The following is a 24,677-nucleotide window of genomic DNA, read 5'->3' as shown; positions in this document are numbered from 1 at the left end:
ATACACCACCGCCAGGGCATACCCCACCGCCACCGCCGCATCCACGGCATTGCCGCCACTCTTGAGCACATCGACACCCACGTAGGTCGCCAAGTGCTGGGCGGTGACCACCATGCCGTTCTCGGCAGCCACTGGCGCCTGGGAGGCGGCCTGGGCATACAAACAGCTGAGGGTCAGGGTGGTGGCAACGAGGGTCCGGGCAAAGGATTCGAACTTCATGAGTCGGCCTCTTCTTGTTTTAAAAAGTCGGGGGATCGCATCAAGAGCACAAGTGTCCTGCATCACCTGTGGGAGCAAGGCTTGCCCGCGATGGCATCGCCTCGGTTTTTCAGTCACGCCGAGGTGTTTGCATCGCGGGCAAGCCTTGCTCCCACATTTTTTGACGAGTGGCTGTTTCAGGACATTTCAGTATGGCTGGGTTTGGGTAATTCGCCCATTTCAAGTCAACCGGGTGACGCCACGGCAGCCTTTGGGATAGGCTCCTGCGGTTCATCTTGACTGCATAAGGACATCGCCGATGACGCTACGAATCGAACGCACGGATACGCCCACCGACGAAGAACGCCAAGCCATCATCGCCCCGCTGCGCGCCTATAACACGGCCAAGACCGGCGGGACGGTGCCAGAACTGGTCGCGTGGCTGGTGCGGGACGAACAGGACGAAATTGTCGGGGGACTCTACGGCCGGGTGTTTTTCCGCTGGCTGTACATCGAGCTGCTGGTGGTGCCGGAACAGGCCCGGGGACAGGGCACGGGCTCGACCCTGATGCAGATGGCCGAAGAACTGGCCCGGGAGAAAAACTGCGTAGGCATCTGGCTGGACACCTTCGACTTCCAGGCACCGGAGTTCTACCGCAAACACGGCTTCACGGAAATCGGCCAGATCGACGACTACCCGCCAGGCCACCAGCACTTCTTCTTCCAGAAGCGCCTGACTCAGACCAATTGAAGTACTGATCCTGTGGGAGCGGGCTTGCTCGCGAAGGCGGAGAATCAGTCGACAACAATGTTGAATGATTGACCGCTTTCGCGAGCAAGCCCGCTCCCACACTCAATCCGGTTTTCAATTCGAGTTGCTTAAAGACACGTCGCCAACGCCGCCAACCGGCGCTTGGCCACGAAGTCGTCATGCTTGGCGTAATAACTCAACTCGGTGCCTGTCGCACCGGCATGCAAATCGACAAACGATTCGGCAGAGCGGGTGTAGACCGTCGAGCCACCCTTCTTGCCCGGTTGCAGGTAGGCGCCGGCATCGACACCGAACACCGCCTCGTCCTGCCAGGAGAACTGCACGCACTGGGCCACGATCTGTTCGGGTTTGTCCGAGGTCAGGGTCTTGTAAGGGGCCTGGGTCCGGGCCTCGTTCATCGCCGAACCCGCGCAGCCGGCCAGCAAGGTTGCGGCCAGGGCCACCGTCAACATTCGCATTGCGTTCACTCATCGAGAAAAAAAACGGACTGTAGCACTGCGACCCGGGCCTTCGTGCTGCTTTACTGAAATTTACACGGGACATCGCCCTGCGATTCGCGCACCCTGTCGCGCCATTGCCACCAGCCACGCGGAACACCCCATGACCCCCAACGCCGAATTCTACAAACCCACCGCCGAATACGCCGACAAACTGATCAGCCAGATCGGCCAGACACCGTCCTGGATCGCCAAGCGCATCGGCGTCACCGACAAGCGGATTCGCTACATCCTCGACGGCGAACGCACCGTCAAGGGCGAAACCACGCCGATCCAGATGACCTACACCGAACAATTCGCCCTCGAATGCCTGGCGGCTGCGGCCAAGGCCAGCAAGAAGCAGTCTGCATCCCCCAAGGAGTGACCATGGCGGCAACCGAACAACAACACGAACGGGCCCTGGAAATATTTCTCGATGAGCGCCCCGAGCTGCGCATCGAGTTGGACCACCTCAACCCGCTGCTGGCCCAGGCCAAGGGCGAGACCGCCGCGCAGTACCGCGCCGAGCGGTTGCATGAAGCCTTCGAAGCCGAGGCCGAGCGCCTGGGCCTGTTTGCCTGGGAACTGACCCTGCAGCTGACCGCCGCCTCGCCCCAGGACTACCAGGCCCAGCGCCTGGAGGTGCACAGGGAAGTGGCGGAAATGGCCGGGATGGAATGGGCGGAGTATTGCGAGTTGCATGGCCTCAAACCCCGGGACTGAGCACTTTCCCTGTGGCGAGGGGATTTATCCCCGCTGGGCTGAAGCAGCCCCTGGATCTGCCAACGCGATGTATCAGACAGACCGCAATGACTGGAAGAGGGGCTGCTTCGCAGCCCAGCGGGGATAAATCCCCTCGCCACAATGAGCCTGATCCAGATCCTGTATTGAAGCCTCACAATCGCCCCACCGCCCATAAAGCATTATCATGGCCGCAGTTTTGCTGATCGGGTCTGTCATGAAGTTCGCCATCGCGCTGTTTTCCGCCGCCCATGCGCCCTCCTCGCGCCGTGCCTTGCTGTTTGCCCAGGCGGCGCTGGCGGGCGGGCATGAGATCGTGCGGCTGTTTTTCTATCAGGACGGCGTCTATAACGCCTGCGCCAGTGTCGTCACGCCTCAGGATGAACAAGACCTGCCCCAGCAGTGGCGAACCTTTGTCAGCGACAACCAGCTCGACGGCGTGGTCTGCATCGCGGCGGCGTTGCGCCGTGGGGTGTTGAACGAGGAAGAGGCCCAGCGCTACCGGCGTTCGGCGGCCAGTGTCGAGGCGCCCTGGGCCTTGTCCGGGCTGGGTCAGTTGCACGATGCGATCCAGGACGCCGACCGTTTGATCTGTTTTGGAGGCGCGTGATGGCCAAGTCTTTATTGCTCATCAGCCGCCAGGCCCCATGGTCCGGCCCCGGCGCCCGTGAAGCGCTGGACATCGTCCTGGCCGGCGGTGCGTTCGACCTGCCTATCGGCCTGCTGTTTCTCGATGACGGCGTGTTCCAGCTCACGGCCGGCCAAAACGCCAAGGCGGTCCAGCAAAAGGACCTGAGCGCCAACCTGCAGGCGTTGCCGATGTTCGGCGTCGAGGACCTGTTCCTCTGCGCCGACAGCGCCGCCGAACGGGGTATCACCACCGATACCCTGGCGCTGGGCGACGTGAAAGCACTGACCGCGCCGCAAATCGCCGCGCTCATTGATCGTTACGACCAGGTGATCACCCTCTGATGTCGACTTTGCATGTGTTGTCTCATTCGCCCTTCGGCGATAACCGCCTCGCCAGTTGCCTGCGGGTACTGGGCAATCAGGATGCGCTGCTGCTGTGCGGTGACGCGACGTACGCGTTGCAACCGGGCAGCCCACCGTTTGAAGTGCTGCAGGCCGCCGGCGTGAATCTGTTCGTGCTCGCCGAAGACCTCCAGGCCCGCGCCCTGGACACACCAGACTGGGCCGAAGCCATCAACTATTCAGGTTTCGTCGAGCTGTCGATCGAGCACGACAAGGTCAACACCTGGCTATGAACACGCTGAACGTGGGCAACCGCGCCATCGCGCTGGACAAGGACGGCTACCTGGCCGACCTAGACAACTGGTCGGCCGAGGTCGCCACGGCCCTGGCCACCGCTGAGGACATCGAGTTGAGTCCCGAACACTGGGAAATCCTCGAACTGCTGCGCGGCTTCTACAACGAATTCCAGCTCTCCCCCGCGACCCGGCCGCTGATCAAGTACACGGCACTGAAACTGGGCGTGGACAAAGGCAACAGCCTGCACCTGAACCGATTGTTCAAAGGCACTCCCGCCAAACTCGCCGCCAAGCTGGCGGGCCTGCCCAAACCGACGAATTGCTTATGACCGACTTTCCAGCACTGACCCTTGAGACCCCGGCCGAACACCCGTTCGCCCAGTTCGTGCGCGCCCTGGGCAAAGGCAAGCGCGGTGCCCGCAACCTGACCCGCGAAGAAGCTCGCGAGGCCATGGGCCTGGTGCTCGACGAACAGGTCGAGGACACCCAGCTGGGCGCCTTCCTGATGCTGCTGCGACACAAGGAAGAAAGCGCCGAGGAGATGGCCGGTTTCACCGAGGCCCTGCGTGAACGCCTGGTGGTCCCGGCATTGGCGGTGGACCTCGACTGGCCGACCTACGCCGGCAAGAAGCGCCATCTGCCGTGGTACCTGCTGGCGGCCAAGTGCCTTGGGCAGAACGGCGTGCGGATCTTCATGCACGGCGGCGGCGCTCATACGGCAGGCCGGCTCTACACCGAACAATTGCTCGGTTTGCTGCAGATCCCACTGTGCCGGGATTGGCAGCAGGTCGGCAGCGCACTGGACAACGGCGGCCTGGCCTTCATGCCGCTGGTGGACTGGGCACCGCAGATGCAGCGGATGATCGACCTGCGCAACACCCTGGGCCTGCGCTCGCCGATCCACTCCCTGGCACGCATCCTCAACCCGCTGGCCGCCCGTTGCGGCTTGCAAAGCATCTTCCACCCGGGCTATCAGGCCGTGCACCGCGATGCCAGCGGTTTGCTCGGTGATACCGCCATCGTCATCAAGGGCGACGGCGGCGAGATCGAAATCAACCCGGACGCCGACAGCCACCTGTACGGCACCACCGGCGGCGTCAGCTGGGACGAAGAATGGCCGCGACTGGCCGAGCAGCGCCACGTCAAACCGGAAAACCTCGATCCCGAGCACTTGAAAGCGATCTGGCGCGGTGACGTCGAAGACAGCTACCCGCAACTGGCACTGATCGCCACCATGGCCCTGGCCTTGCGTGGCCTGGGCCTGGCTCGCGAAGACGCGTTCGACAAAGCCCGGCAGTATTGGGATGCCCGGGATCGTTCGATTTAACCGATCATTAGCGCCCAACCTTTGCGCTTTTAGTTCGAACCTATGGGCATAGACTCGTCTCCAATATTTATTGAGCGAGGACATCCAGATGGGTTTGTTGGTCGAGGGCCGCTGGCAGGATCAGTGGTATGAAAGCAAGGACGGCACCTTCCAGCGCGAGCAGGCGCAACGCCGTCACTGGGTCACCGCCGACGGCAGCGCCGGCCCCTCGGGCGACAGCGGCTTTGCCGCCGAGGCCGGGCGCTACCATTTGTACGTCTCCCTGGCCTGCCCCTGGGCGCACCGCACGCTGATCTTGCGCAAGCTCAAGGGCCTGGAAGACTTGATCGATGTGTCGGTGGTCAGCTACCTGATGCTGGAAAACGGCTGGACCTTCGACAAGGCCCACGGCTCCACTGGCGACAAACTCGACAACCTGAGCTTCCTGCATCAGCGCTACACCGCCGACACGCCGGACTACACCGGCCGCGTCACCGTGCCGGTGCTGTGGGACAAACGCCAACAACGCATCGTCAACAATGAATCGGCGGAAATCATCCGCATGTTCAACAGCGCCTTCGACGGCTTGACCGGCAACGACCTGGACCTGTATCCCGAACACCTGCGTCGCGATATCGACGCCTTGAACGAGCGGATCTACCCGGCGGTGAACAACGGTGTGTACCGGGCCGGATTCGCCACGACCCAAGCGGCCTATGAAGAAGCCTTCGACCGGCTATTTGCCGAGCTGGATGGGCTGGAGGCGTTGCTGGGAACCCGCCGTTACCTGGCTGGCGAATACCTGACCGAGGCGGATATTCGCCTATTCACTACGATCATCCGCTTCGACGCGGTGTACTTCGGCCACTTCAAATGCAACCTGCGGCGCATCGCCGATTATCCGAACCTGTCGAACTGGCTGCGGGAGTTGTACCAATGGCCAGGCATTGCCGATACCGTGGATTTCACCCACATCCAGGGCCATTACTACGGCAGCCACAAGACCATAAACCCCAATGGGATCGTGCCCAAGGGGCCGAAGCAGGACTTTACGGTCGCCCATGATCGGGGAAGGTTGAGTGGGAAAGGGATTTGGCGTGGGGCTGGGGATTGATCCTGGATCTTTGTTGCAGTTGAGGGCCTCTTCGCGAGCAAGCCCGCTCCCACATTGGATCGGCGTAGGCCTTATTCTTCGGCTGAACGCGATAAAATGTGGGAGCGGGCTTGCTCGCGAAGGGGGCGACGCGGTCTTCAGACCTGGCCTTGAGCCCCTTCAAACCACGCCAGCTTCTCGCGCAACTGCACCACTTCCCCAACAATCACCAGGGTCGGCGCATGCACTTCGTGCTCGGCCACCAGCCGTGGCAAGTCCGCCAAAGTGCCGGTAAAGACCCGTTGGTTGGACGTCGTGCCCTGCTGGATCAACGCCGCTGGCGTATCCGCCGCACGGCCATGCTTGATCAGCTCGCTGCAGATCATCGGCAGGCCGACCAAGCCCATGTAGAACACCAGCGTCTGCGCCGGCGACACCAGGTCGGCCCATGGCAAGTCACTGGTGCCGTCCTTGAGATGGCCGGTGATGAAACGCACCGATTGGGCGTAGTCGCGATGGGTCAGCGGGATCCCGGCGTAGGCCGCGCAACCACTGGCCGCGGTGATGCCCGGGACGACCTGGAACGGGATGCCATGGGCCGCCAGTTCTTCGATCTCCTCGCCACCGCGCCCGAAGATGAACGGATCACCACCCTTCAACCGCACCACGCGCTTGCCCTGGCGGGCCAGGTCGACCAATTGCTGGTTGATCTGGTCCTGGGGCACGGCGTGTTCGGAACGGCGCTTACCGACGTAGATGCGCTCGGCGTCGCGCCGGCACAGCTCCAGGATCGCCGGCGCCACCAGGCGGTCGTACAGCACCACGTCTGCCTGCTGCATCAAGCGCAAGGCGCGGAAGGTCAACAGGTCCGGATCGCCGGGCCCGGCCCCCACCAGATAAACTTCGCCCGGCGCGTTCGGCGCCTGGCCATCGATTTTTTCCCGCAGCAGACGCTCGGCTTCAGCGCCCTGCCCGGCCAGTTGTCGGTCGGCGATAGGGCCCTGGAACACTTCTTCCCAGAACGCCCGTCGTTGCTGCACATCGGGAAACAAGCCTTTGACCTGGCTGCGAAAACGCGCCGCCAGCCCGGCCAGTTGCCCGTAGGTCGACGGAATCCAGGTTTCCAGCTTGGCCCGGATCAGCCGCGCCAGCACCGGCGCGTCGCCGCCGCTGGACACCGCGATCACCAAGGGTGAACGGTCGACAATCGCTGGGAAGATCACGCTGCACAGGGCCGGCGCGTCCACCACGTTGACCGGCACGCAACGCTTATGCGCATCGGCCGAGACCTGGGCATTGAGCGGTTCGTCGTCGGTGGCGGCGATGACCAAACCACAGCCGTCCAGGTCAGCCTCGACGTAACCACGCAGAATGCATTCACCGCCGCTGCCACTGACCAGTTCCCGCAACTGCGGTTCGATGTCGGGTGCGACCACCCTCAGCAACGCGCCGGCATCGGCCAGCAGGCGGGACTTGCGCAAGGCAATCTCGCCGCCGCCGACCACCAGCACGCGGCTGCCGCGCAGGTTGTGGAACAGTGGCAAATAGTCCATTTAGCCGATGACCTCGATGCCGCCCATGTAGGGCTTCAACACTTCAGGCACACGGATCGAACCGTCGGCCTGCTGGTAGTTTTCCAGCACGGCCACCAGGGTACGACCCACCGCCAGGCCGGAGCCATTGAGGGTGTGGACCAGTTCCGGCTTGCCGGTTTCCGGATTGCGGAAACGCGCCTGCATGCGGCGGGCCTGGAAGTCGCCGCAGTTGGAGCACGAGGAAATCTCGCGGTACTTGTCCTGGCTCGGGATCCAGACTTCCAGGTCGTAGGTCTTGACCGCACTGAAGCCCATGTCACCGGTGCACAGCGCCAGGGTGCGATACGGCAGTTCCAGCAGTTGCAGGACCTTCTCGGCATTGGCGGTCAGGCTTTCCAGCGCTTCCATGGACTTCGAAGGCTCGACGATCTGCACCATCTCGACCTTGTCGAACTGATGCTGGCGGATCATGCCACGGGTGTCACGGCCCGACGCCCCGGCTTCACTGCGGAAGCACGGCGTGTGGGCGACGAACTTGATCGGCAGTTGCTTGGCGTCGACGATTTCGCCGGCCACGATGTTGGTCAGCGACACTTCGGCCGTCGGGATCAGGTACAGGTCGGCCTCGCCTTCGCGGCTGATCTTGAACAGGTCTTCCTCGAACTTCGGCAACTGGCCGGTGCCTTGCAGCGCCGGGGCCTGGACCAGGTACGGCGTGTAGGCTTCTTCGTAGCCGTGTTCGGTGACGTGCAGGTTGATCATGAACTGCGCCAGGGCCCGGTGCAGACGGGCAATCGGCCCGCGCAGCAAGGCAAAACGGGCGCCCGACAGCTTGGCGGCGGTTTCGAAGTCCAGCCAGCCGAATTTCTCGCCCAGGGCCACGTGGTCCTGTACCGGGAAATCGAAGGCTTTCGGCGCGCCCCAACGGCGCACTTCGACGTTGCCCTCTTCGTCTTCACCGACCGGCACCGATTCGTGAGGCAGGTTCGGGATGCCCAGCAGGATCGAATCCAGCTCGGTCTGGATCGCGTCCAGCTCGACCTTTCCCGCGCTCAATTCGCCCGCCATGCGCTCGACGTCGGCCATCAACGGCGCGATGTCTTCGCCACGCTGCTTGGCCTGGCCGATGGACTTGGAGCGCGCGTTACGTTCAGCCTGCAGGGCTTCGGTGCGGGTCTGGACGGTCTTGCGCTGTTCTTCCAGCGCTTCGATGCGCGCGACGTCCAGGGCAAAGCCACGGGAAGCCAGGCGGTCCGCTACGTCCTGGAGGTTGCTACGTAACAGTTTGGAATCGAGCATGTCGGTCTCTCGTTATCAAAGTTTGGTCAAGGACAGGCCAGCCCAGGTCGCGAGCAGCCCGCCGAATACGCTGATGGCCGCATAGCCCAAGGCCAGCGGCACCTGCCCGCTTTCCAGCAGGCGCACCGTATCCAGTGAAAAGGATGAAAAAGTCGTCAGGCCGCCGAGAAAGCCAACCATCAGCCCGGCACGCACCTCGATGGGCACTTCCGGGCGAATCAAAAACAGACCGTAAAGAACGCCGATCAGCAGACAGCCCACGATATTAACGGCCAGCGTCGCGGTATAGAAGTGCCGGGGCCAATTTGCGTTGATCCAGTTGCCCGTGGCGAAACGCAACAATGTGCCGGCGACGCCGCCAGCGGAAACTGCCAATATCAAGGGGATCACGGTTTTCTCCGCTGCCGTGGGCTCAGGCGATCTAGCTGCGCCAGGTGGTTGAGCTTCTCGCCGATCTTCAGTTCGAGGCCCCGAGGCACTGGCTGGTAGAAGCGCTGGGGTTCGAGCTCATCGGGAAAATAGTCTTCGCCGGCAGCATAAGCGTCCGGCTCGTCATGGGCATACCGGTATTCTTCGCCATAGCCCAACTGCTTCATGAGCTTGGTCGGCGCGTTGCGCAGGTGCAGCGGCACCTCGAGGGAACCGTGCTCGGTAGCGCTGCGCATCGCCGCCTTGAAGCCCATGTACACGGCGTTGCTCTTCGGCGCGCAGGCCAGATAAGTGATCGCCTGGGCCACGGCAAGCTCGCCTTCCGGGCTGCCGAGGCGCTCCTGCACGTCCCAGGCCGCCAGGCACAGGCTCAGGGCCCGCGGGTCGGCATTGCCGATGTCTTCGCTGGCCATGCGCACCACGCGCCGCGCCAGGTACAGCGGATCGCAGCCGCCGTCGATCATGCGTGCAAACCAGTACAAGGCTGCGTCGGGGTTGGAACCGCGTATGGATTTGTGCAGCGCCGAAATCTGGTCGTAGAACGCTTCGCCACCCTTGTCGAAGCGCCGACGGGTATCGCCCAGCAGGCTTTGCAGCAGCTCGACGCCAATCTCGCTGTCGTCTTCGGCCAGGTCCGAGGCGTTTTCCAACAGGTTGAGCAGGCGCCGGCCATCGCCATCGGCGGCTGAAAACAGGATCTGGAAGCCTTCATCGCTAAGGCTCAAATGCCGCTTGCCCAGGCCGCGCTCCTCGGTCAGCGCGCGATGCACCAGCTTGCGCATCGCCGCCTCATCGAGGCTCTTGAGCACATAGACCCGCGCCCGCGACAGCAAAGCGTTGTTGAGTTCGAACGAGGGGTTTTCGGTGGTCGCGCCGATGAAAATCAGCGTGCCGTCTTCGACGTACGGCAGGAACGCGTCCTGCTGGGACTTGTTGAAGCGGTGCACTTCGTCGACGAACAGGATCGTGCGCTTGCCGTATTGCCCGGCCTGCTGCTTGGCCACTTCCACCGCCTGGCGAATCTCCTTGACCCCGGCCAGCACCGCCGACACCGTTTCGAAATGCGCGTCCGAGACTTCCGCCAGCAGTCGCGCCAGGGTGGTCTTGCCCACGCCCGGCGGGCCCCAGAAGATCATCGAGTGCAACGCACCCTGCTCCAAGGCCTCGCGCAGAGGCTTGCCGCGGGCGAGCACATGTTCCTGGCCGACGTACTCATCCAGGTTGGTCGCGCGCAGGCGGGCGGCCAATGGCTGGGCAATCGGGGCGCTTCGAAACAGGTCCATCACTACTTATGCAACCTCCACTGAATCCTGGTGCCGATTCTCTCTGCAGAAGCAGATCTATGGGAGCAGACCTGTGGGAGCAAGGCTTGCCCGCGATACAGACACCTCGGTGTATCTGGTAGACCGAGGTGATGCAATCGCGGGCAAGCCTTGCTCCCACAGACCAATTTCCACAGACCAATTCCCACAGACCATTCCTACAGGTCATTTCCCACAGGAGCTTTGGGTTTATTCCTGGATCACGTCCGCACCCTTGGGGATGTCGAACTTGAACTTGGACGCGGCGATCGGCTCGTTGGCCTTGACCCCGGTGAACAGGATATTGGTGCGCTGGCCGACACTGTCGATCAGTTGCATGTCGTTGACCAGGCCGTTGCGGAACGACAGGCGCAGGCTGTCGAACAGGCTGTCCTTGGTCTTGGGCTTGAGGGTGAAGTCAATCACGCCACCGGCCTCCTTGGAGGTGATCTCGAAGCTCTGGCTGATCTCGGAAATGTCACCGGAGAGCAGCAGCGCCGGCGTCTGGGTCAGGCGCTGGTCGAGGGTCTTGATGGTGACCTGTTCCAGGTCCGGGTCCCACAGGGAAACTTTCTTGCCGTCGGAGACCATCAGTTGCTCGGCTGGCGCATCGGTGTGCCAGTAGAACAGGCCTGGACGCTGCAGGGCCATGTCGCCAGCGGTTTCCTGCAACTGGGTACCACTGCCATCGAGGGTCAACTGGGAGAAACGCGCCGTCAGGGTCTGGGAGCCTCCCAGCAATTGGGTCAGGCGAGCCACGTCCTTTTCGCCGGCGTGGGCCGACAAAGTAGACAAGGCCAGTACGGGCAACAGCAACATGCGAATCAGGCGCATGGGAGTCCTCATGAAGTCGTGGGGGTTCGAGCGGCGTGTCAGTTGGCCGCCCGGGTCGTTAGTCGCGCATCGGGCCCGGCGCCAGCACTTCACGCGAGCCGTTGGTGTTCATGGCCGTCACCACCCCAGCCATTTCCATGGCTTCGATCATGCGGGCGGCGCGGTTGTAGCCAATCTTCAGCTTGCGCTGGACAGCAGAAATCGAGGCCCGGCGGCTCTCCAGGACGAACTGCACCGCTTCGTCGTAGAGCGCATCGGTTTCAGCATCGTCGTCACCGCCGCCACTGCTACCCTCGAAACCGCTGCCGGCTTCTTCGACACCGTTGAGGATGTCGTCGTTGTATTCAGGAGCGCCACGCAGTTTCCAGGCCTCCACCACGCGGTGCACTTCGTCGTCGGAGACGAACGCGCCATGCACCCGAATCGGCAGGCTGGTGCCCGGTGGCATGTAGAGCATGTCACCGTGGCCAAGCAGTTGCTCGGCGCCGCCCTGGTCGATGATGGTCCGCGAGTCGATCTTGCTCGACACCTGGAACGCCATGCGGGTCGGGATGTTGGCCTTGATCAGGCCGGTGATCACGTCCACCGACGGCCGCTGTGTGGCGAGGATCAGGTGGATACCGGCCGCACGGGCCTTCTGGGCGATACGGGCGATCAGCTCTTCGACCTTCTTGCCGACGATCATCATCATGTCGGCGAATTCGTCCACCACCACCACGATGGTCGGCAGCTTGTGCAGCAGCGGCGCTTCGTCGTGAATGCTTTCGCGGTGATACAAGGGGTCAGTCAACGGCGTACCGGCTTCTTCGGCTTCCTTGACCTTGGCGTTGAAGCCCGACAGGTTGCGCACGCCCATCTTCGCCATCAGCTTGTAGCGGCGTTCCATCTCGGCGACGCTCCAGCGCAAGGCGTTGGCGGCGTCCTTCATGTCGGTGACCACCGGGCACAGCAGGTGTGGAATGCCCTCGTAGATGGACAGCTCGAGCATTTTCGGGTCGATCATGATCAGCTTGGCGTCTTCCGGGCCGGACTTGAACAGAATCGACAGGATCATCGCGTTCACACCCACCGACTTACCGGAACCGGTGGTACCGGCCACCAGCAGGTGAGGCATTTTCGCCAGGTCAGTGATGACCGGCTTGCCACCGATGTCGTGGCCCAGGGCCAGGGTGACCGGCGACTTGTGGTTGTCGTACTCAGGCGTCGACAGCACTTCGGAGAAGCGCACGATCTGCCGGTCTTCGTTGGGAATCTCGATGCCCACGGTGGTCTTGCCGGGAATCACTTCCACCACCCGCACGCTGGTCACGGCCAGGGAACGCGCCAGGTCCTTCGCGAGGTTGGAGATGCGGCTGACCTTCACGCCGGCGGCCGGCTGGATTTCGTAGCGGGTGATGACCGGGCCCGGGTGGATCGAGTCCACCGAGACCTCGACCCCGAACTCCTTGAGCTTGATCTCCAGCAAATGGCCGACGGCCGCCAGGGATTCGGGCGAATAGTTGAGCTGTTTCTTCTCGGCCGGGTCCAGGATCGAAATCGGCGGCAAGGTGCCTTCCACCGCGCTGTCGACGAACAGCGGCGCCTGTTTCTCTTTCTGGACGCGCTTGCTTTGCTCGGGCGGCTTGGCCGGGGCCATGGTGATGACCGGCGGCACCTGTTTCTCGCGATCGGACATGTGCTTGCTCAGCGCCTGCTCACGCTCGATCAGGCGCTCCTTGACCTTGGCCTGCTCGCGCTTGTCCGGCGTTGTCGGGGCCACCACGTCGTGGACGCGGTCGTCGACTTCACGCAGTTGCGCCACCAGTTGCTTGCGCTCGTTGCGCGCCGCCCACCAGCGGTTCATGGCGCCCTGGATCAGTTCGATCAGGTCGAGGGTGATCTTGCCGGTGACGTCCATGACCTTGAACCAGGACAGGTCGGTGAATACCGTCAGGCCGAACAGGAACAGGGCGATGAACAGCAGCGTGCTGCCCTGGATGTTCAGGGCGTTCCGGGCCAGGTCGCCGAGGCTTTCACCCAGCGCACCGCCCGCCCCGGCCGGCAAGCCGGTGGGCGCATGGAAATGGATATGGGCCAGCGCGGCGCCCGACAACACCAGGAACACCAGGCCGATCAGGCGCCAGGAGAACAGCCAGCCGCTCCACTGCCACGGCTCGTGGCGCTGGCGGAAGATCTGGTAGGCCTTGATCGCCAGCAGCAGCGGGAAGATGTAGGCGAAATAGCCCAGCACCATGAACAGGATGTCGGCGCTGTAGGAACCGGCCGGACCGCCGAAATTCTGCACGTCGTCGATCTTGCTGTTATGGCTCCAGCCCGGATCGTCCTTGCCGTAGGTCAGCAGGGCCATCATCAGGAACAGGCACAGGGCACCGATGGCGATCAACGCACCTTCCTTGAGCCGGTAGTGCAATTGCTGGCGCCAGAGCGGAACGACTGGTTTGGGTGCTGCGGTGGATTTCTTCAAAACGCTTCTTTTCCTGCGCCAACGGCGCGTCCATCTGTTGAATGACTATAAAAAACTGCCCATGACGAGCAGGTAAAAAAGTGAATGTGCACAACCGGTACTACTTTTACCACTGTGAGGTGCATCCAGAAAACCGCAGGTGTTGCCGAAGATTTTGATCTTTAGCCCATCCTGCGTTCAAAACTCAAGCATTGTACGGGTTTGTCCGCGCCAAGGCATTGCCTGACAGCATAGCCGGATACAGGGTGTACACGCGCCAATTGGACCATGCATTCTCTTTTGTGACAAAGGCTTATGAGGTGTTTTTTATGAGCGAAGTGAAGCATTCACGCCTGATCATTCTCGGTTCCGGCCCTGCGGGGTACAGCGCGGCCGTCTATGCTGCCCGCGCCAACCTCAAACCCGTTGTCATTACCGGCCTGCAGGCCGGTGGCCAGCTCACCACCACGGTGGAAGTCGATAACTGGCCCGGCGATGTCGAAGGCCTGACGGGCCCGGTACTGATGGAACGCATGCAACGGCACGCCGAGCGCTTCGACACGCAGATCGTCTACGACCATGTCCACACCGCCAAGTTGCAACAGCGCCCATTCGAATTGATCGGCGACAGCGGCACCTACACCTGCGATGCACTGATCATTGCCACCGGTGCCTCGGCCCAATACCTGGGGCTGCCTTCGGAAGAAAGCTTCGCCGGCAAAGGGGTTTCCGCGTGCGCGACCTGCGATGGCTTTTTCTATCGCAACCAGGTGGTGGCCGTGGTCGGCGGCGGCAATACCGCGGTCGAGGAAGCCCTGTACCTGTCGAACATCGCCAGGGAAGTGCACCTGATCCACCGTCGCGACAAGCTGCGTTCAGAGAAGATCCTGCAGGACAAACTCTTCGAAAAGGCCGCCAGCGGCAATATCAAGTTGCACTGGAACCAGAACCTGGATGAAGTCCTGGGCGACGCCAGCGGCGTGACTGGCGCGCGCCTGCGCCACAGCGAGACCGGCGAAACCAGCACCCTGTCCCTGGCCGGCGTGTTCATTGCCATCGGCCATAAACCCAATACCGAGCTGTTCCAGGGCCAATTGAAGATGCGTGACGGCTACCTGATCGTGCGCGGCGGCAGCGAAGGCAACGCCACCGCGACCGATATCGAAGGCGTGTTCGCCGCCGGCGATGTGGCCGACCACGTCTATCGCCAGGCGATTACCTCCGCCGGCGCCGGCTGCATGGCCGCACTCGACGCAGAGAAGTATCTCGATGACATCCCGGCCGTTTGACGGTTAACCTTCCAGGCGGGCGTTCGCCGATGGACGAGGCCCGCCACCTGCCGCCCTCCCCTTCTACTAAACCGGATACCCATGCTGACCTGGTTACAACGCAACACCTTCGAGTTCCCGCCACTGGCAAAAGCCATGCGCGATCCCAACGGGTTATTGGCCGCCGGTGGCGATCTATCCGCCGACAGGCTGATCCAGGCCTATCGCCACGGCTGCTTCCCCTGGTTTTCCGAGGGGCAGCCGATCCTCTGGTGGTCGCCGGACCCGCGCACGGTGCTGTTTCCCGACGAACTGCACATCTCCCGCAGCCTGGGCAAACTGCTGCGCAAGCAGCGCTATAAAGTAACGTTCGATCGGGATTTTGCGGCGGTTATCCAGGCCTGCGCCGCGCCGCGGGACTATGCCGAGGGCACCTGGATCACCGACGCCATGCAAACCGCTTATCTGGAACTGCACCGACGCGGTTTCGCCCATTCGGTGGAAGTGTGGGACCAAGGGGCGTTGGTGGGCGGCCTGTATGGCTTGGCCATGGGCCAGCTGTTTTTTGGCGAGTCCATGTTCAGCCGGGCCGACAATGCGTCGAAATTCGGCTTCGCGAGGCTGGTCCAACACCTCAAGGTCGCCGGTTTCGTGCTGATCGACTGCCAGATGCCCACCGAACACCTGCACAGCCTGGGCGCACGGTCGATCCCACGCAGTGAGTTTGCGGGTTATCTAAAGGCGCATCTGGACCAACCCAACCATGCGACATGGGTTTGCTGAGCGACATTCGCGCTCCTGGCTTACAATTAAATTCAAAGCTTATCCCGAGGGTCGATCATGACCGAGTTGGCGCGTTTGAAGTTCTATGCCACTCAGCCCCACTCTTGCAGTTACCTGCCGGAGGAACAGGCCACGACGCTGTTCCTCGACCCTAGCCAGCCCATGGATGTGCATGTCTACGCAGACCTGTCGGAAATGGGCTTTCGTCGTAGCGGCGATCACCTCTACCGGCCCCATTGCCAGCACTGCAACGCCTGCGTCCCGGCGCGCATCCCCGTGGCGCAATTTTTGCCCAATCGTCAGCAAAAACGCATTTTCAAGCGCAACGCCGACCTGCAGGTCCGTCCGGCCAAGCCGCAGTTCACCGAAGAATATTTCGACCTGTACCAGCGCTACATCGAACAACGCCATGCCGATGGCGACATGTACCCGCCCAGCCGGGATCAGTTCTCGACCTTCCTGGTGCGTGACCTGCCGTTTTCTCGCTTCTACGAGTTTCGACTGGACGGACGCCTGGTCGCCATCGCCGTCACGGACCTGCTGCCCAATGGGCTTTCAGCGGTGTACACCTTCTACGAGCCGGACGAAGAGCGGCGCAGCCTGGGGCGCTTTGCCATCCTCTGGCAAATCAACGAAGCCCGGCGCCTGGGACTGGAAGCGGTGTACCTGGGCTACTGGATCAAGAACTGCAAGAAAATGAACTACAAGACCCAATATCGCCCCATTGAACTGCTGATTAACCAGCGGTGGGTTGTCCTGAGTTAAACCCCTTCGGCTTAAAAGCTAGAACCCCTTGGCTTGAACCCCCTTTTTCGGGCACAATGCACGCCGCTTTTGCCTGGCGCAGTTGCACCGGGCCATTCACTGGATACCGAGGGCTTTACTGCATGTCGAAAGAAGACAGCTTCGAAATGGAAGGCACTGTCGTCGACACCCTGCCCAACACCATGTTTCGTGTGGAGTTGGAAAATGGGCACGTCGTAACCGCGCATATCTCCGGCAAGATGCGCAAGAACTACATTCGTATTCTTACCGGTGACAAAGTGCGCGTCGAGCTGACGCCCTATGACTTGAGCAAAGGGCGCATCACTTACCGCGCTCGCTAACAAGTCAATACAAAACGCCCGGCTGATGCCGGGCGTTTTTGTTTGTGGGAGCCAAGCTTGCTCACGATAGCGGTGGGTCAGCTTGCATCAATGTCGAACTCGCCGCCGCCATCGCGAGCAAGCTCGGCTCCCACAGGGGATTGGCGGTGAAACTCATCTTATGCCTAGCCCCAGACAAACTGTGGGAGCAAGCTCGGCTCCCACAGGGGGGTGGTATGGGGCTGGATAGCAAAAAGGCGCCTTTCGGCGCCTTTTGCTGTGTTGCAACGAACGGTCAGGCCATTTCGGCCGTGGTTTCGAAGTCGAAGGTCAGTTCGCCGTCCTTGATGTCGATGTGCACCACACCGCCATGCTCGGCCAGTTCGCCAAAGAGGATTTCCTCGGCCAGCGGACGCTTGATCTTGTCCTGGATCAAGCGAGCCATCGGCCGCGCACCCATCGTCACATCGTAACCACCTTCTGCCAGCCAACTGCGGGCCGCATCGGTGACTTCCAGCAATACACGCTTGTCTTCGAGCTGCGCCTGAAGTTCGGTAAGGAACTTGTCCACCACGCTCTTGATGACTTCATGACTGAGGCGACCAAACTGGATAATGGTATCCAGGCGGTTGCGGAATTCAGGCGTGAAGCTCTTCTTGATCACTTCCATCGCATCGGACGAGTGGTCCTGATGGGTGAAACCGATCGAAGCGCGAGCTGCGGTTTCGGCACCAGCGTTCGTGGTCATGATGACGATCACGTTGCGGAAGTCCGCCTTGCGCCCGTTGTTATCGGTCAGCGTACCGTGGTCCATGACCTGCAGGAGCAGGTTGAAGACTTCCGGGTGCGCCTTCTCGATTTCGTCGAGCAACAATACGCAGTGTGGCTGCTTGGTGATGGCTTCGGTCAGCAGACCGCCCTGGTCGAAACCGACATAGCCTGGAGGCGCACCGATCAGACGCGATACGGTGTGGCGCTCCATGTACTCGGACATGTCGAAGCGAACCAGCTCGATACCCATTGCCTTGGCCAGTTGCCGCGCGGCCTCGGTCTTGCCGACACCGGTAGGACCGGCGAACAGGAACGAACCCACAGGCTTGTCCGGCGACTTGAGACCGGCGCGGGACAGCTTGATGGCGGTCGACAGCGAGTCGATGGCCGCATCCTGGCCGAACACCGTCAGCTTCAGGTCACGCTCCAGGTTACGCAGCAACTCCTTGTCGGAGCTGGTGACGTGCTTAGGCGGAATCCGCGCGATTTTCGCCACGATGTCCTCGACCTGAGGGACTTCGATGCGCTTGACGCGTTTCTCCACCGGTTGCAGGCGCTGGTAGGCACCCGCCTCGTCGATGACGTCGATGGCCTTGTCCGGCATGTGCCGGTCGTTGATGTAGCGCGAGGCCAGCTCAGCCGCCGCGCGCAGGGCTTCATCGCTGTACTCGATGTTGTGGTGCAGCTCGAAACGCCCTTTCAGGCCGCGCAGGATACCAATGGTGTCTTCCACCGAAGGCTCCGACACATCGACCTTCTGGAAACGCCGGGCCAAGGCACGGTCTTTCTCGAAGATCCCGCGGAATTCCTGGAACGTGGTCGAGCCGATGCAACGGATATCACCCGACGACAGCAACGGCTTGAGCAGGTTCGACGCATCCATGACCCCACCCGACGCTGCACCGGCACCAATAATGGTGTGGATTTCGTCGATGAACAGGATCGCTTGCGGACGTTTTTTCAACTCGCCGAGCAACGCCTTGAAGCGTTTCTCGAAATCGCCGCGGTACTTGGTACCGGCCAGCAAGGCACCCAGGTCGAGGGAATACACCACGCTGTTGGCCAGCAGGTCCGGCACCTGGTTGTCGACGATGCGCTTGGCCAGGCCTTCGGCGATTGCGGTCTTGCCCACACCCGCCTCGCCCACCAGCAATGGGTTGTTCTTGCGACGCCGAGCCAGGATCTGGGCAACACGCTCGACTTCCGCTTCGCGCCCGACCAGCGGGTCAATGCGGCCCTGGCGTGCCAGTTCGTTCAGGTTGCTGGCATAGGCATCCAATGGGTTGCCTGAAGAAGAAGACTCACCGCCCTCGTCGTCCTGCATATCCTGCTCACCCTCGGAATGATCGCCATGCCCCGGCACCTTGGAGATGCCATGGGCGATGTAGTTGACGACATCGATACGCGCAACGCTCTGCTGCTTGAGCAGGAACACCGCCTGGCTTTCCTGCTCGCTGAAGATGGCAACCAGCACGTTGGCGCCGGTGACTTCACGTTTGCCCGAGCTCTGTACATGGAAGACAGCACGCTGCAGGACACGCTGGAAGCCCAGGGTTGGCTGGGTTTCGCGATCCTCGTCATGCACGGGGATCAGTGGCGTGGTGGAGTCGATGAACTCCTGCAGATCATGCTTGAGTTTGTCGAGGTTCGCGCCGCAGGCACGCAAAACGGTGGCGGCAGCCTCGTTATCCAATAGGGCCAGCAGCAGGTGTTCGACGGTCATGAATTCATGACGCTTCGAACGAGCCTCCTTGAAGGCAAGATTGAGGGTGACTTCGAGCTCGCGGTTTAACATAGCTTCACCTCATACCCAAGTGGTCGGCGTTAACCGTCCTTCTCGATTTCACAGAGTAGCGGATGCTGGCTTTCCCGGGCGTACTGGTTGACCTGCATGGCCTTAGTCTCGGCGATGTCGCGGGTAAACACTCCACATACTGCCCGTCCCTCTGTATGGACGGCCAGCATGACCTTGGTCGCCAGCTCCCGATTCAGGTTAAAAAACACCTCGAGCACTTCGACGACGAAATCCATCGGTGTGTAGTCATCGTTGAACAAAACCACCTTGTACATCGGTGGCGCCTGTAATGCGGGCTTTGCTTCCTGAACAGCAATGCCTGCGGAATCGTCGTCGTGTAGATCCGGGCGATCCTGATTGAATGTTAGTCGAATCTGGCTGACTGCATGCATGGAAAGAAAGGTTCGTTTAGTTGGCGAATACAGTGATGGGGGCGCTTGTGGGTGATTTCAACCACGACCACCCGGCCACCTTGACTATCGGCAAAACGGTGTTACAACCAATAGAGCCCATCGTGGGTTAAAAAGGTCCGTGGAATCTATCCTTACTTCAAGATTAGCCTGCGGATGGACTGGATGATACTCCAGTGATGGAGTGCGTTGCAGAGGGAAATGGCTTATGTCGGTCGTCAAGATGAATGGCAAGGTGAAATGGTTCAACAATGCCAAGGGCTACGGTTTCATTATCGCGGCCGGCAGGGACGATGAAGACCTTTTCGCCCATTACTCGGCCATCAACATGGAAGGCTATAAAACCCTGAAGGCCGGACAGCCTGTGACGTTCGACGTCATCCAGGGACCCAAGGGCCTGCACGCGGTCAACATCAGGCTTGTCACCGCCGAAGATGTGCCCGCCCCTGTCAATGTCAGGGTCACCGAGACCCACTGACCGGCCGCCGCACCGGACAAATGAAAATGCCCGGCTCGATCACTCGAGCCGGGCATTCGCGCTGAGCGCCGATTCGCTTACATGTGCGAGATCAGGGCATCACCGAAGCCCGAGGACGACACCAGCTTGGCACCCTCCATCAGACGTTCGAAGTCATAGGTCACGGTCTTGGCCGAAATCGCGCCGTTGGTGCCCTTGATGATCAGGTCGGCCGCTTCGGTCCAACCCATGTGACGCAGCATCATTTCCGCCGACAGGATCAGCGAGCCCGGGTTGACCTGGTCCTTGCCGGCATACTTGGGCGCGGTACCGTGGGTGGCTTCGAACATTGCCACGGTGTCGGACAGGTTGGCGCCCGGCGCAATACCGATACCGCCCACTTCCGCCGCCAGGGCGTCGGACAGGTAGTCACCGTTCAGGTTCAGGGTAGCGATCACGTCATATTCAGCCGGACGCAGCAGGATCTGCTGCAACATCGCATCGGCGATGGCGTCCTTGACGACGACATTCTTGCCGGTCTTCGGGTTCTTGAACTGCATCCACGGCCCGCCGTCGAGCAGGGTCGCACCGAATTCCTCAGCCGCCACTTCGTAGGCCCATTCCTTGAAGGCACCTTCGGTGAACTTCATGATGTTGCCTTTATGCACGATGGTCAGCGAATCGCGGTCGTTGTCGACAACATATTGCAAGGCCTTGCGAGCCAGGCGCTGGGTGCCCTGCTTGGAAACCGGCTTGACGCCGATGCCGCAGTCCTCGTCGAAACGGATCTTGGTCACGCCCATTTCTTCTTTCAGGAACTTGATGACCTTGGTGGCTTCGGCCGAACCGGCCTTCCACTCGATGCCAGCGTAGATGTCCTCGGAGTTCTCGCGGAAGATCGTCATGTCCACGTCGCCAGGCTTCTTGACCGGGCTTGGCACGCCCTCGAACCAGCGCACCGGACGCAGGCACACGTACAGGTCGAGCTGCTGGCGCAGGGCCACGTTCAGCGAACGGATACCACCGCCCACCGGCGTGGTCAGTGGGCCCTTGATGGAAACCACGTAATCCTTGACCGCGTCCAGGGTTTCCTGGGGCAGCCAGGTGTCCTGATCGTAGACTTGAGTCGCTTTCTCACCGGCATAGACTTCCATCCAGGAAATCTTGCGCTTGCCGCCATAGGCCTTCTGAACCGCAGCGTCCACAACCTTGATCATGACCGGACTGATATCGACGCCAATGCCGTCGCCTTCGATGAAGGGGATGATCGGGTTGTCGGGAACATTAAGAGAATGGTCTGCATTGACGGTGATTTTGTCACCGACGGCTGGAACCTGAATCTTTTGATACCCCATGCTGAACTCCATTGCTTGGATTGAACATCTGGCTGCGTTCGAGCGTACCCCACTTGAATCGGCGCGCAAACCCTACGTTAGGCTCATCCGGGGTAAAGCGTTGCAGTTCGCGGTGTACAACCCTGAAAACCAAGGGAAAAGCGCCAAACATGAGCATAGTCCGCGCCTTGGGTACTGCGACGTTTAGACCAATGGACGTGTACGGAAGTCTATGAACCATCGGCAGATTGCCAGCTACCTATGTATAATGCCGCCGCTGACCACAGGGTCACACTGGCTGAGCGCTCTATCACAGGACTTTCCGTCAGTTTAAAAGCCGGACCGTTACCGCGGCCCAACCGCTTGACGCTCGACTGATGCACCCAACATCACCGCGAAGAAACCTCGACATTCGGTTCACGGATGACTTTGAACGAACGCGCTTACCCGGCGCCCCTCGAGTTTCTGCGCATGCTTTAGCAAAGAAGAGAGTTAATCCGAATATGCCCACCCGCTCGAAGATCATCTATACCTTCACCGACGAAGCGCCCGCCCTCGCCACCTATTCGCTGCTGCCGATCGTCGAAGCCTTTACCGCTTCGGCCGATATCGCCGTGGAAACCCGCGATATCTCCCTCGCAGGGCGCATCCTGGCCAGCTTCCCCGAGCAACTGGGTGACAAAGCCGTAGCCGACCACCTCGCCGAACTGGGCGACCTGGCCGTTACGCCTGAAGCCAACATCATCAAGCTGCCGAACATCAGCGCCTCGGTGCCGCAACTGCAGGCCGCGATCAAGGAATTGCAGGCCCAGGGCTACGCACTGCCGGACTACCCGGAAACCGTGAGCAGCGACGCCGAGAAAGACGCCCGCGCCCGCTACGACAAGATCAAGGGCAGCGCCGTGAACCCGGTCCTGCGCGAAGGCAACTCCGATCGTCGCGCGCCGCTGTCGGTCAAGAACTACGCCCGCAAGCACCCGCACAAAATGGGCGCCTGGGCAGCCGACTCCAAGTCCCATGTAGCCCACATGAGCACCGGCGATTTCTACGGCAGCGAAAAAGCCGCCCTGATCGACGCCGCCGGCAGCGTGAAAATCGAGCTGATCGCCCAGGACGGCACTGCCACTGTCCTGAAGGAAAAAACCACCGTACAAGCCGGTGAGATCCTCGACTGCGCCGTGATGAGCAAAAACGCCCTGCGTGACTTCATCGCCGCTGAAATCGAAGACGCCAAGCAAAAAGGCGTCCTGCTGTCGGTTCACCTCAAGGCCACCATGATGAAGGTCTCCGACCCGATCATGTTCGGCCAGATCGTTGCCGAGTTCTATAAAGACGCCCTGGCCAAGCACGCACAAGTGCTGGAGCAGATCGGCTTCAACCTGAACAACGGCATCGGCGACCTGTACGCCCGCATCAAGGCCCTGCCGGCCGAGCAGCAGGCGCAGATCGAAGCCGACATCCAGGCGGTCTACGCAGCGCGCCCATCCCTGGCGATGGTCAACTCCGACAAAGGCATCACCAACCTGCACGTGCCGAGCGACGTCATCGTCGACGCCTCGATGCCAGCCATGATCCGTGACTCCGGCAAGATGTGGGGCACCGACGGCCAGCTGCACGACACCAAGGCCGTGATCCCGGATCGCTGCTACGCCACCATCTACCAGGCGGTGATCGAAGACTGCAAGCAACACGGCGCCTTCGACCCAACCACCATGGGCAGCGTGCCGAACGTTGGCCTGATGGCCAAGAAAGCCGAAGAGTACGGCTCCCACGACAAGACCTTCCAGATCAAGGTCGACGGCGTGGTCCGTGTTTCGGACAGCAACGGCCGCACCCTGCTGGAGCAGAGCGTCGAAGCTGGCGACATCTTCCGCATGTGCCAGACCAAAGACGCGCCGATCCAGGACTGGGTCAAACTGGCCGTCAACCGCGCCCGCGCCAGCAGCACCCCGGCGATCTTCTGGCTGGACCCGATGCGCGCCCATGACGGCGTCGTGATCGAGAAAGTCCAGACTTACCTGAAGGACTACGACACTGCCGGCCTGGACATCCGCATCATGTCGCCGGTCGACGCGATGAAGTTCACCCTGGCCCGCACCCGCGAAGGCAAGGACACCATCTCGGTGACCGGCAACGTACTGCGCGACTACCTGACCGACCTGTTCCCGATCATGGAACTGGGCACCAGCGCCAAAATGCTGTCGATCGTGCCGCTGATGAACGGCGGTGGCCTGTTCGAAACCGGCGCTGGCGGCTCGGCCCCCAAGCACGTGCAGCAATTGCTGGAAGAAAACTTCCTGCGCTGGGATTCCCTGGGCGAGTTCCTGGCCCTGGCCGCGTCCCTCGAGCACCTGGGCGTGACCTACAACAACCCGAAAGCACTGGTGCTGGCCAAGACCCTGGACCAGGCTACCGGTGAGTTCCTGGACCGCAACAAGTCGCCTTCGCGCAAGGTCGGCGGCATCGACAACCGCGGCAGCCACTTCTACCTGACCCTGTTCTGGGCCCAGGCACTGGCCGCCCAGGACGACGACGCAGCCCTCAAGGCCCAGTTCGCTTCCCTGGCCAAGACATTGACCGACAACGAAGAAAAAATCGTTGCCGAGCTCAATGCCGTCCAAGGCAAGCCCGCGGACATCGGCGGCTACTACTTCGCCAACCCGGAGCTGACCAGCAAGGCCATGCGCCCGAGCAACACCTTCAACGCGGCGATTGCTGCGCTGGTGTAAGGTTGTAGGCAGTACCACGAACCCCGGCCTCGTGCCGGGGTTTGTGTTTCTGGCATTTGGAACCCACCCCTGTGGGAGCGAGCTTGCTCGCGATTGCAATTCATCATTCAATTCAAATATTGACTGACACACCGCTATCGCGAGCAAGCTCGCTCCCACAGTTGGATTGAAGTACAACCGGCAGAAACAGGCCGGCCGTTAGGCCGCCTCGCGAGCAAGCTTTGCTCCCACAGATCTGACGGGTGTACGACCGGGAGAACCAGGTCGGCTGTTAGGCTGCCTCGCGAGCAAGCTTTGCTCCCACAGATCTGATGGGTGTACGACCGGGAGAACCAGGTCGGCTGTTAGGC

25 protein-coding genes and 1 pseudogene are annotated in these 24,677 nt (G+C 61.3%); 15 read left to right on the top strand and 11 right to left on the bottom strand.

What is annotated here, in order from left to right; all coding sequences use genetic code 11:
- Positions 1-219, bottom strand: a pseudogene (ggt, locus tag B0E42_RS25620) (gamma-glutamyltransferase); the annotation flags it as partial.
- Between the two features lie 298 nt (positions 220-517).
- On the opposite strand from ggt, the gene B0E42_RS25615 reads away from it, so the two are divergent.
- The gene (locus tag B0E42_RS25615; protein WP_077508195.1) at positions 518-949 is read left to right on the top strand and encodes a GNAT family N-acetyltransferase; all 432 of its coding nucleotides are present in this window, start codon (positions 518-520) and stop codon (positions 947-949) included.
- Between the two features lie 128 nt (positions 950-1,077).
- On the opposite strand, the gene B0E42_RS25605 is transcribed toward B0E42_RS25615, so the two are convergent.
- Positions 1,078-1,428, bottom strand: coding sequence for a hypothetical protein (locus B0E42_RS25605; RefSeq protein WP_014337703.1), 351 nt, complete (start codon positions 1,426-1,428; stop codon positions 1,078-1,080).
- A 142-nt stretch (positions 1,429-1,570) separates the two neighbouring features.
- Between B0E42_RS25605 and B0E42_RS25600 the strand changes: the two genes are divergently transcribed.
- The 8 genes from B0E42_RS25600 (at position 1,571) to B0E42_RS25565 (ending at position 5,875) form a co-directional block, all read left to right on the top strand.
- Positions 1,571-1,831: a hypothetical protein gene (locus tag B0E42_RS25600; protein WP_014337702.1), complete on the top strand. Its 261-nt coding sequence runs from the start codon at positions 1,571-1,573 to the stop codon at positions 1,829-1,831.
- A 2-nt stretch (positions 1,832-1,833) separates the two neighbouring features.
- Positions 1,834-2,169 (top strand): DUF6388 family protein, encoded by a 336-nt coding sequence (locus tag B0E42_RS25595; protein ID WP_077508192.1) that lies wholly within the window; start codon positions 1,834-1,836, stop codon positions 2,167-2,169.
- 235 nt (positions 2,170-2,404) lie between these two features.
- A complete protein-coding gene (gene tusD, locus B0E42_RS25590; RefSeq protein ID WP_024619719.1) occupies positions 2,405-2,797 on the top strand; it encodes a sulfurtransferase complex subunit TusD in 393 nt (130 codons plus the stop codon).
- On the top strand, positions 2,797-3,159 hold the full coding sequence (gene tusC / locus B0E42_RS25585) for a sulfurtransferase complex subunit TusC (protein WP_077508189.1): 363 nt from the start codon (positions 2,797-2,799) through the stop codon (positions 3,157-3,159). The genes tusD and tusC overlap by 1 nt, the downstream gene beginning before the upstream one ends.
- Complete coding sequence (gene tusB, locus B0E42_RS25580) at positions 3,159-3,452, top strand: sulfurtransferase complex subunit TusB (protein WP_003203312.1); 294 nt, start codon at positions 3,159-3,161, stop codon at positions 3,450-3,452. Before tusC ends, tusB begins: the two co-directional genes overlap by 1 nt.
- Positions 3,449-3,784, top strand: coding sequence for a TusE/DsrC/DsvC family sulfur relay protein (locus B0E42_RS25575; RefSeq protein ID WP_077508186.1), 336 nt, complete (start codon positions 3,449-3,451; stop codon positions 3,782-3,784). The genes tusB and B0E42_RS25575 overlap by 4 nt, the downstream gene beginning before the upstream one ends.
- The gene (locus B0E42_RS25570; protein WP_053177771.1) at positions 3,781-4,782 is read left to right on the top strand and encodes a glycosyl transferase family protein; all 1,002 of its coding nucleotides are present in this window, start codon (positions 3,781-3,783) and stop codon (positions 4,780-4,782) included. Before B0E42_RS25575 ends, B0E42_RS25570 begins: the two co-directional genes overlap by 4 nt.
- Before the next feature lie 88 nt (positions 4,783-4,870).
- Positions 4,871-5,875, top strand: coding sequence for a glutathione S-transferase family protein (locus B0E42_RS25565; RefSeq protein ID WP_053177773.1), 1,005 nt, complete (start codon positions 4,871-4,873; stop codon positions 5,873-5,875).
- A 137-nt stretch (positions 5,876-6,012) separates the two neighbouring features.
- Here the strand turns inward: B0E42_RS25565 and cysG are convergent, their stop codons facing one another.
- The 6 genes from cysG to B0E42_RS25535 form a co-directional block, all read right to left on the bottom strand.
- Positions 6,013-7,407, bottom strand: a complete 1,395-nt coding sequence (cysG, locus tag B0E42_RS25560) for a siroheme synthase CysG (protein ID WP_014337696.1) — start codon at positions 7,405-7,407, stop codon at positions 6,013-6,015.
- Positions 7,408-8,688 carry a serine--tRNA ligase gene (gene serS, locus B0E42_RS25555; RefSeq protein WP_018608524.1) on the bottom strand — a complete coding sequence of 427 codons (1,281 nt, stop codon included), beginning with the start codon at positions 8,686-8,688 and terminating at the stop codon, positions 7,408-7,410.
- Between the two features lie 15 nt (positions 8,689-8,703).
- Positions 8,704-9,078: a fluoride efflux transporter CrcB gene (crcB, locus tag B0E42_RS25550; RefSeq protein ID WP_018608522.1), complete on the bottom strand. Its 375-nt coding sequence runs from the start codon at positions 9,076-9,078 to the stop codon at positions 8,704-8,706.
- The gene (locus B0E42_RS25545; RefSeq protein ID WP_003203328.1) at positions 9,075-10,400 is read right to left on the bottom strand and encodes a replication-associated recombination protein A; all 1,326 of its coding nucleotides are present in this window, start codon (positions 10,398-10,400) and stop codon (positions 9,075-9,077) included. The genes crcB and B0E42_RS25545 overlap by 4 nt, the downstream gene beginning before the upstream one ends.
- A 228-nt stretch (positions 10,401-10,628) precedes the next feature.
- Positions 10,629-11,252 carry an outer membrane lipoprotein chaperone LolA gene (gene lolA, locus B0E42_RS25540; protein WP_003203330.1) on the bottom strand — a complete coding sequence of 208 codons (624 nt, stop codon included), beginning with the start codon at positions 11,250-11,252 and terminating at the stop codon, positions 10,629-10,631.
- Between the two features lie 58 nt (positions 11,253-11,310).
- Positions 11,311-13,716: a DNA translocase FtsK gene (locus B0E42_RS25535; protein ID WP_018608518.1), complete on the bottom strand. Its 2,406-nt coding sequence runs from the start codon at positions 13,714-13,716 to the stop codon at positions 11,311-11,313.
- A gap of 308 nt (positions 13,717-14,024) precedes the next feature.
- Here B0E42_RS25535 and trxB point away from each other — a divergent pair, with 308 nt between their 5' ends.
- The 4 genes from trxB (at position 14,025) to infA (ending at position 16,852) form a co-directional block, all read left to right on the top strand.
- Positions 14,025-14,984, top strand: coding sequence for a thioredoxin-disulfide reductase (trxB, locus tag B0E42_RS25530; RefSeq protein ID WP_018608516.1), 960 nt, complete (start codon positions 14,025-14,027; stop codon positions 14,982-14,984).
- A gap of 81 nt (positions 14,985-15,065) precedes the next feature.
- Positions 15,066-15,746 carry a leucyl/phenylalanyl-tRNA--protein transferase gene (gene aat / locus B0E42_RS25525; RefSeq protein ID WP_018608514.1) on the top strand — a complete coding sequence of 227 codons (681 nt, stop codon included), beginning with the start codon at positions 15,066-15,068 and terminating at the stop codon, positions 15,744-15,746.
- 57 nt (positions 15,747-15,803) lie between these two features.
- On the top strand, positions 15,804-16,511 hold the full coding sequence (locus B0E42_RS25520; protein ID WP_014337689.1) for an arginyltransferase: 708 nt from the start codon (positions 15,804-15,806) through the stop codon (positions 16,509-16,511).
- Positions 16,512-16,633: 122 nt separating this feature from the next.
- Positions 16,634-16,852: a translation initiation factor IF-1 gene (infA, locus tag B0E42_RS25515; RefSeq protein ID WP_002553999.1), complete on the top strand. Its 219-nt coding sequence runs from the start codon at positions 16,634-16,636 to the stop codon at positions 16,850-16,852.
- A 274-nt stretch (positions 16,853-17,126) separates the two neighbouring features.
- Here infA and clpA read toward each other — a convergent pair whose 3' ends face one another.
- Together clpA and clpS are read right to left on the bottom strand one after the other, a co-directional pair.
- Positions 17,127-19,397: an ATP-dependent Clp protease ATP-binding subunit ClpA gene (clpA, locus tag B0E42_RS25510; RefSeq protein WP_024616766.1), complete on the bottom strand. Its 2,271-nt coding sequence runs from the start codon at positions 19,395-19,397 to the stop codon at positions 17,127-17,129.
- A 29-nt stretch (positions 19,398-19,426) separates the two neighbouring features.
- Entirely contained in the window at positions 19,427-19,789 is a 363-nt protein-coding gene (gene clpS / locus B0E42_RS25505; RefSeq protein ID WP_003180089.1) for an ATP-dependent Clp protease adapter ClpS, read from the bottom strand.
- Between the two features lie 226 nt (positions 19,790-20,015).
- Here clpS and B0E42_RS25500 point away from each other — a divergent pair, with 226 nt between their 5' ends.
- The gene (locus B0E42_RS25500) at positions 20,016-20,285 is read left to right on the top strand and encodes a cold shock domain-containing protein (protein WP_018609236.1); all 270 of its coding nucleotides are present in this window, start codon (positions 20,016-20,018) and stop codon (positions 20,283-20,285) included.
- Positions 20,286-20,362: 77 nt separating this feature from the next.
- Here the strand turns inward: B0E42_RS25500 and icd are convergent, their stop codons facing one another.
- Positions 20,363-21,619 carry an NADP-dependent isocitrate dehydrogenase gene (gene icd / locus B0E42_RS25495; protein WP_018609234.1) on the bottom strand — a complete coding sequence of 419 codons (1,257 nt, stop codon included), beginning with the start codon at positions 21,617-21,619 and terminating at the stop codon, positions 20,363-20,365.
- A gap of 482 nt (positions 21,620-22,101) precedes the next feature.
- Here icd and B0E42_RS25485 point away from each other — a divergent pair, with 482 nt between their 5' ends.
- A complete protein-coding gene (locus B0E42_RS25485; RefSeq protein ID WP_077508183.1) occupies positions 22,102-24,327 on the top strand; it encodes an NADP-dependent isocitrate dehydrogenase in 2,226 nt (741 codons plus the stop codon).
- Positions 24,328-24,677 lie beyond the last annotated feature (350 nt).

Origin of the sequence: Pseudomonas sp. A25(2017) (assembly GCF_002001065.1) — a bacterium.
Lineage (GTDB): Bacteria > Pseudomonadota > Gammaproteobacteria > Pseudomonadales > Pseudomonadaceae > Aquipseudomonas > Aquipseudomonas kilonensis.
This window is presented reverse-complemented; position numbering and strand designations above follow the sequence as displayed.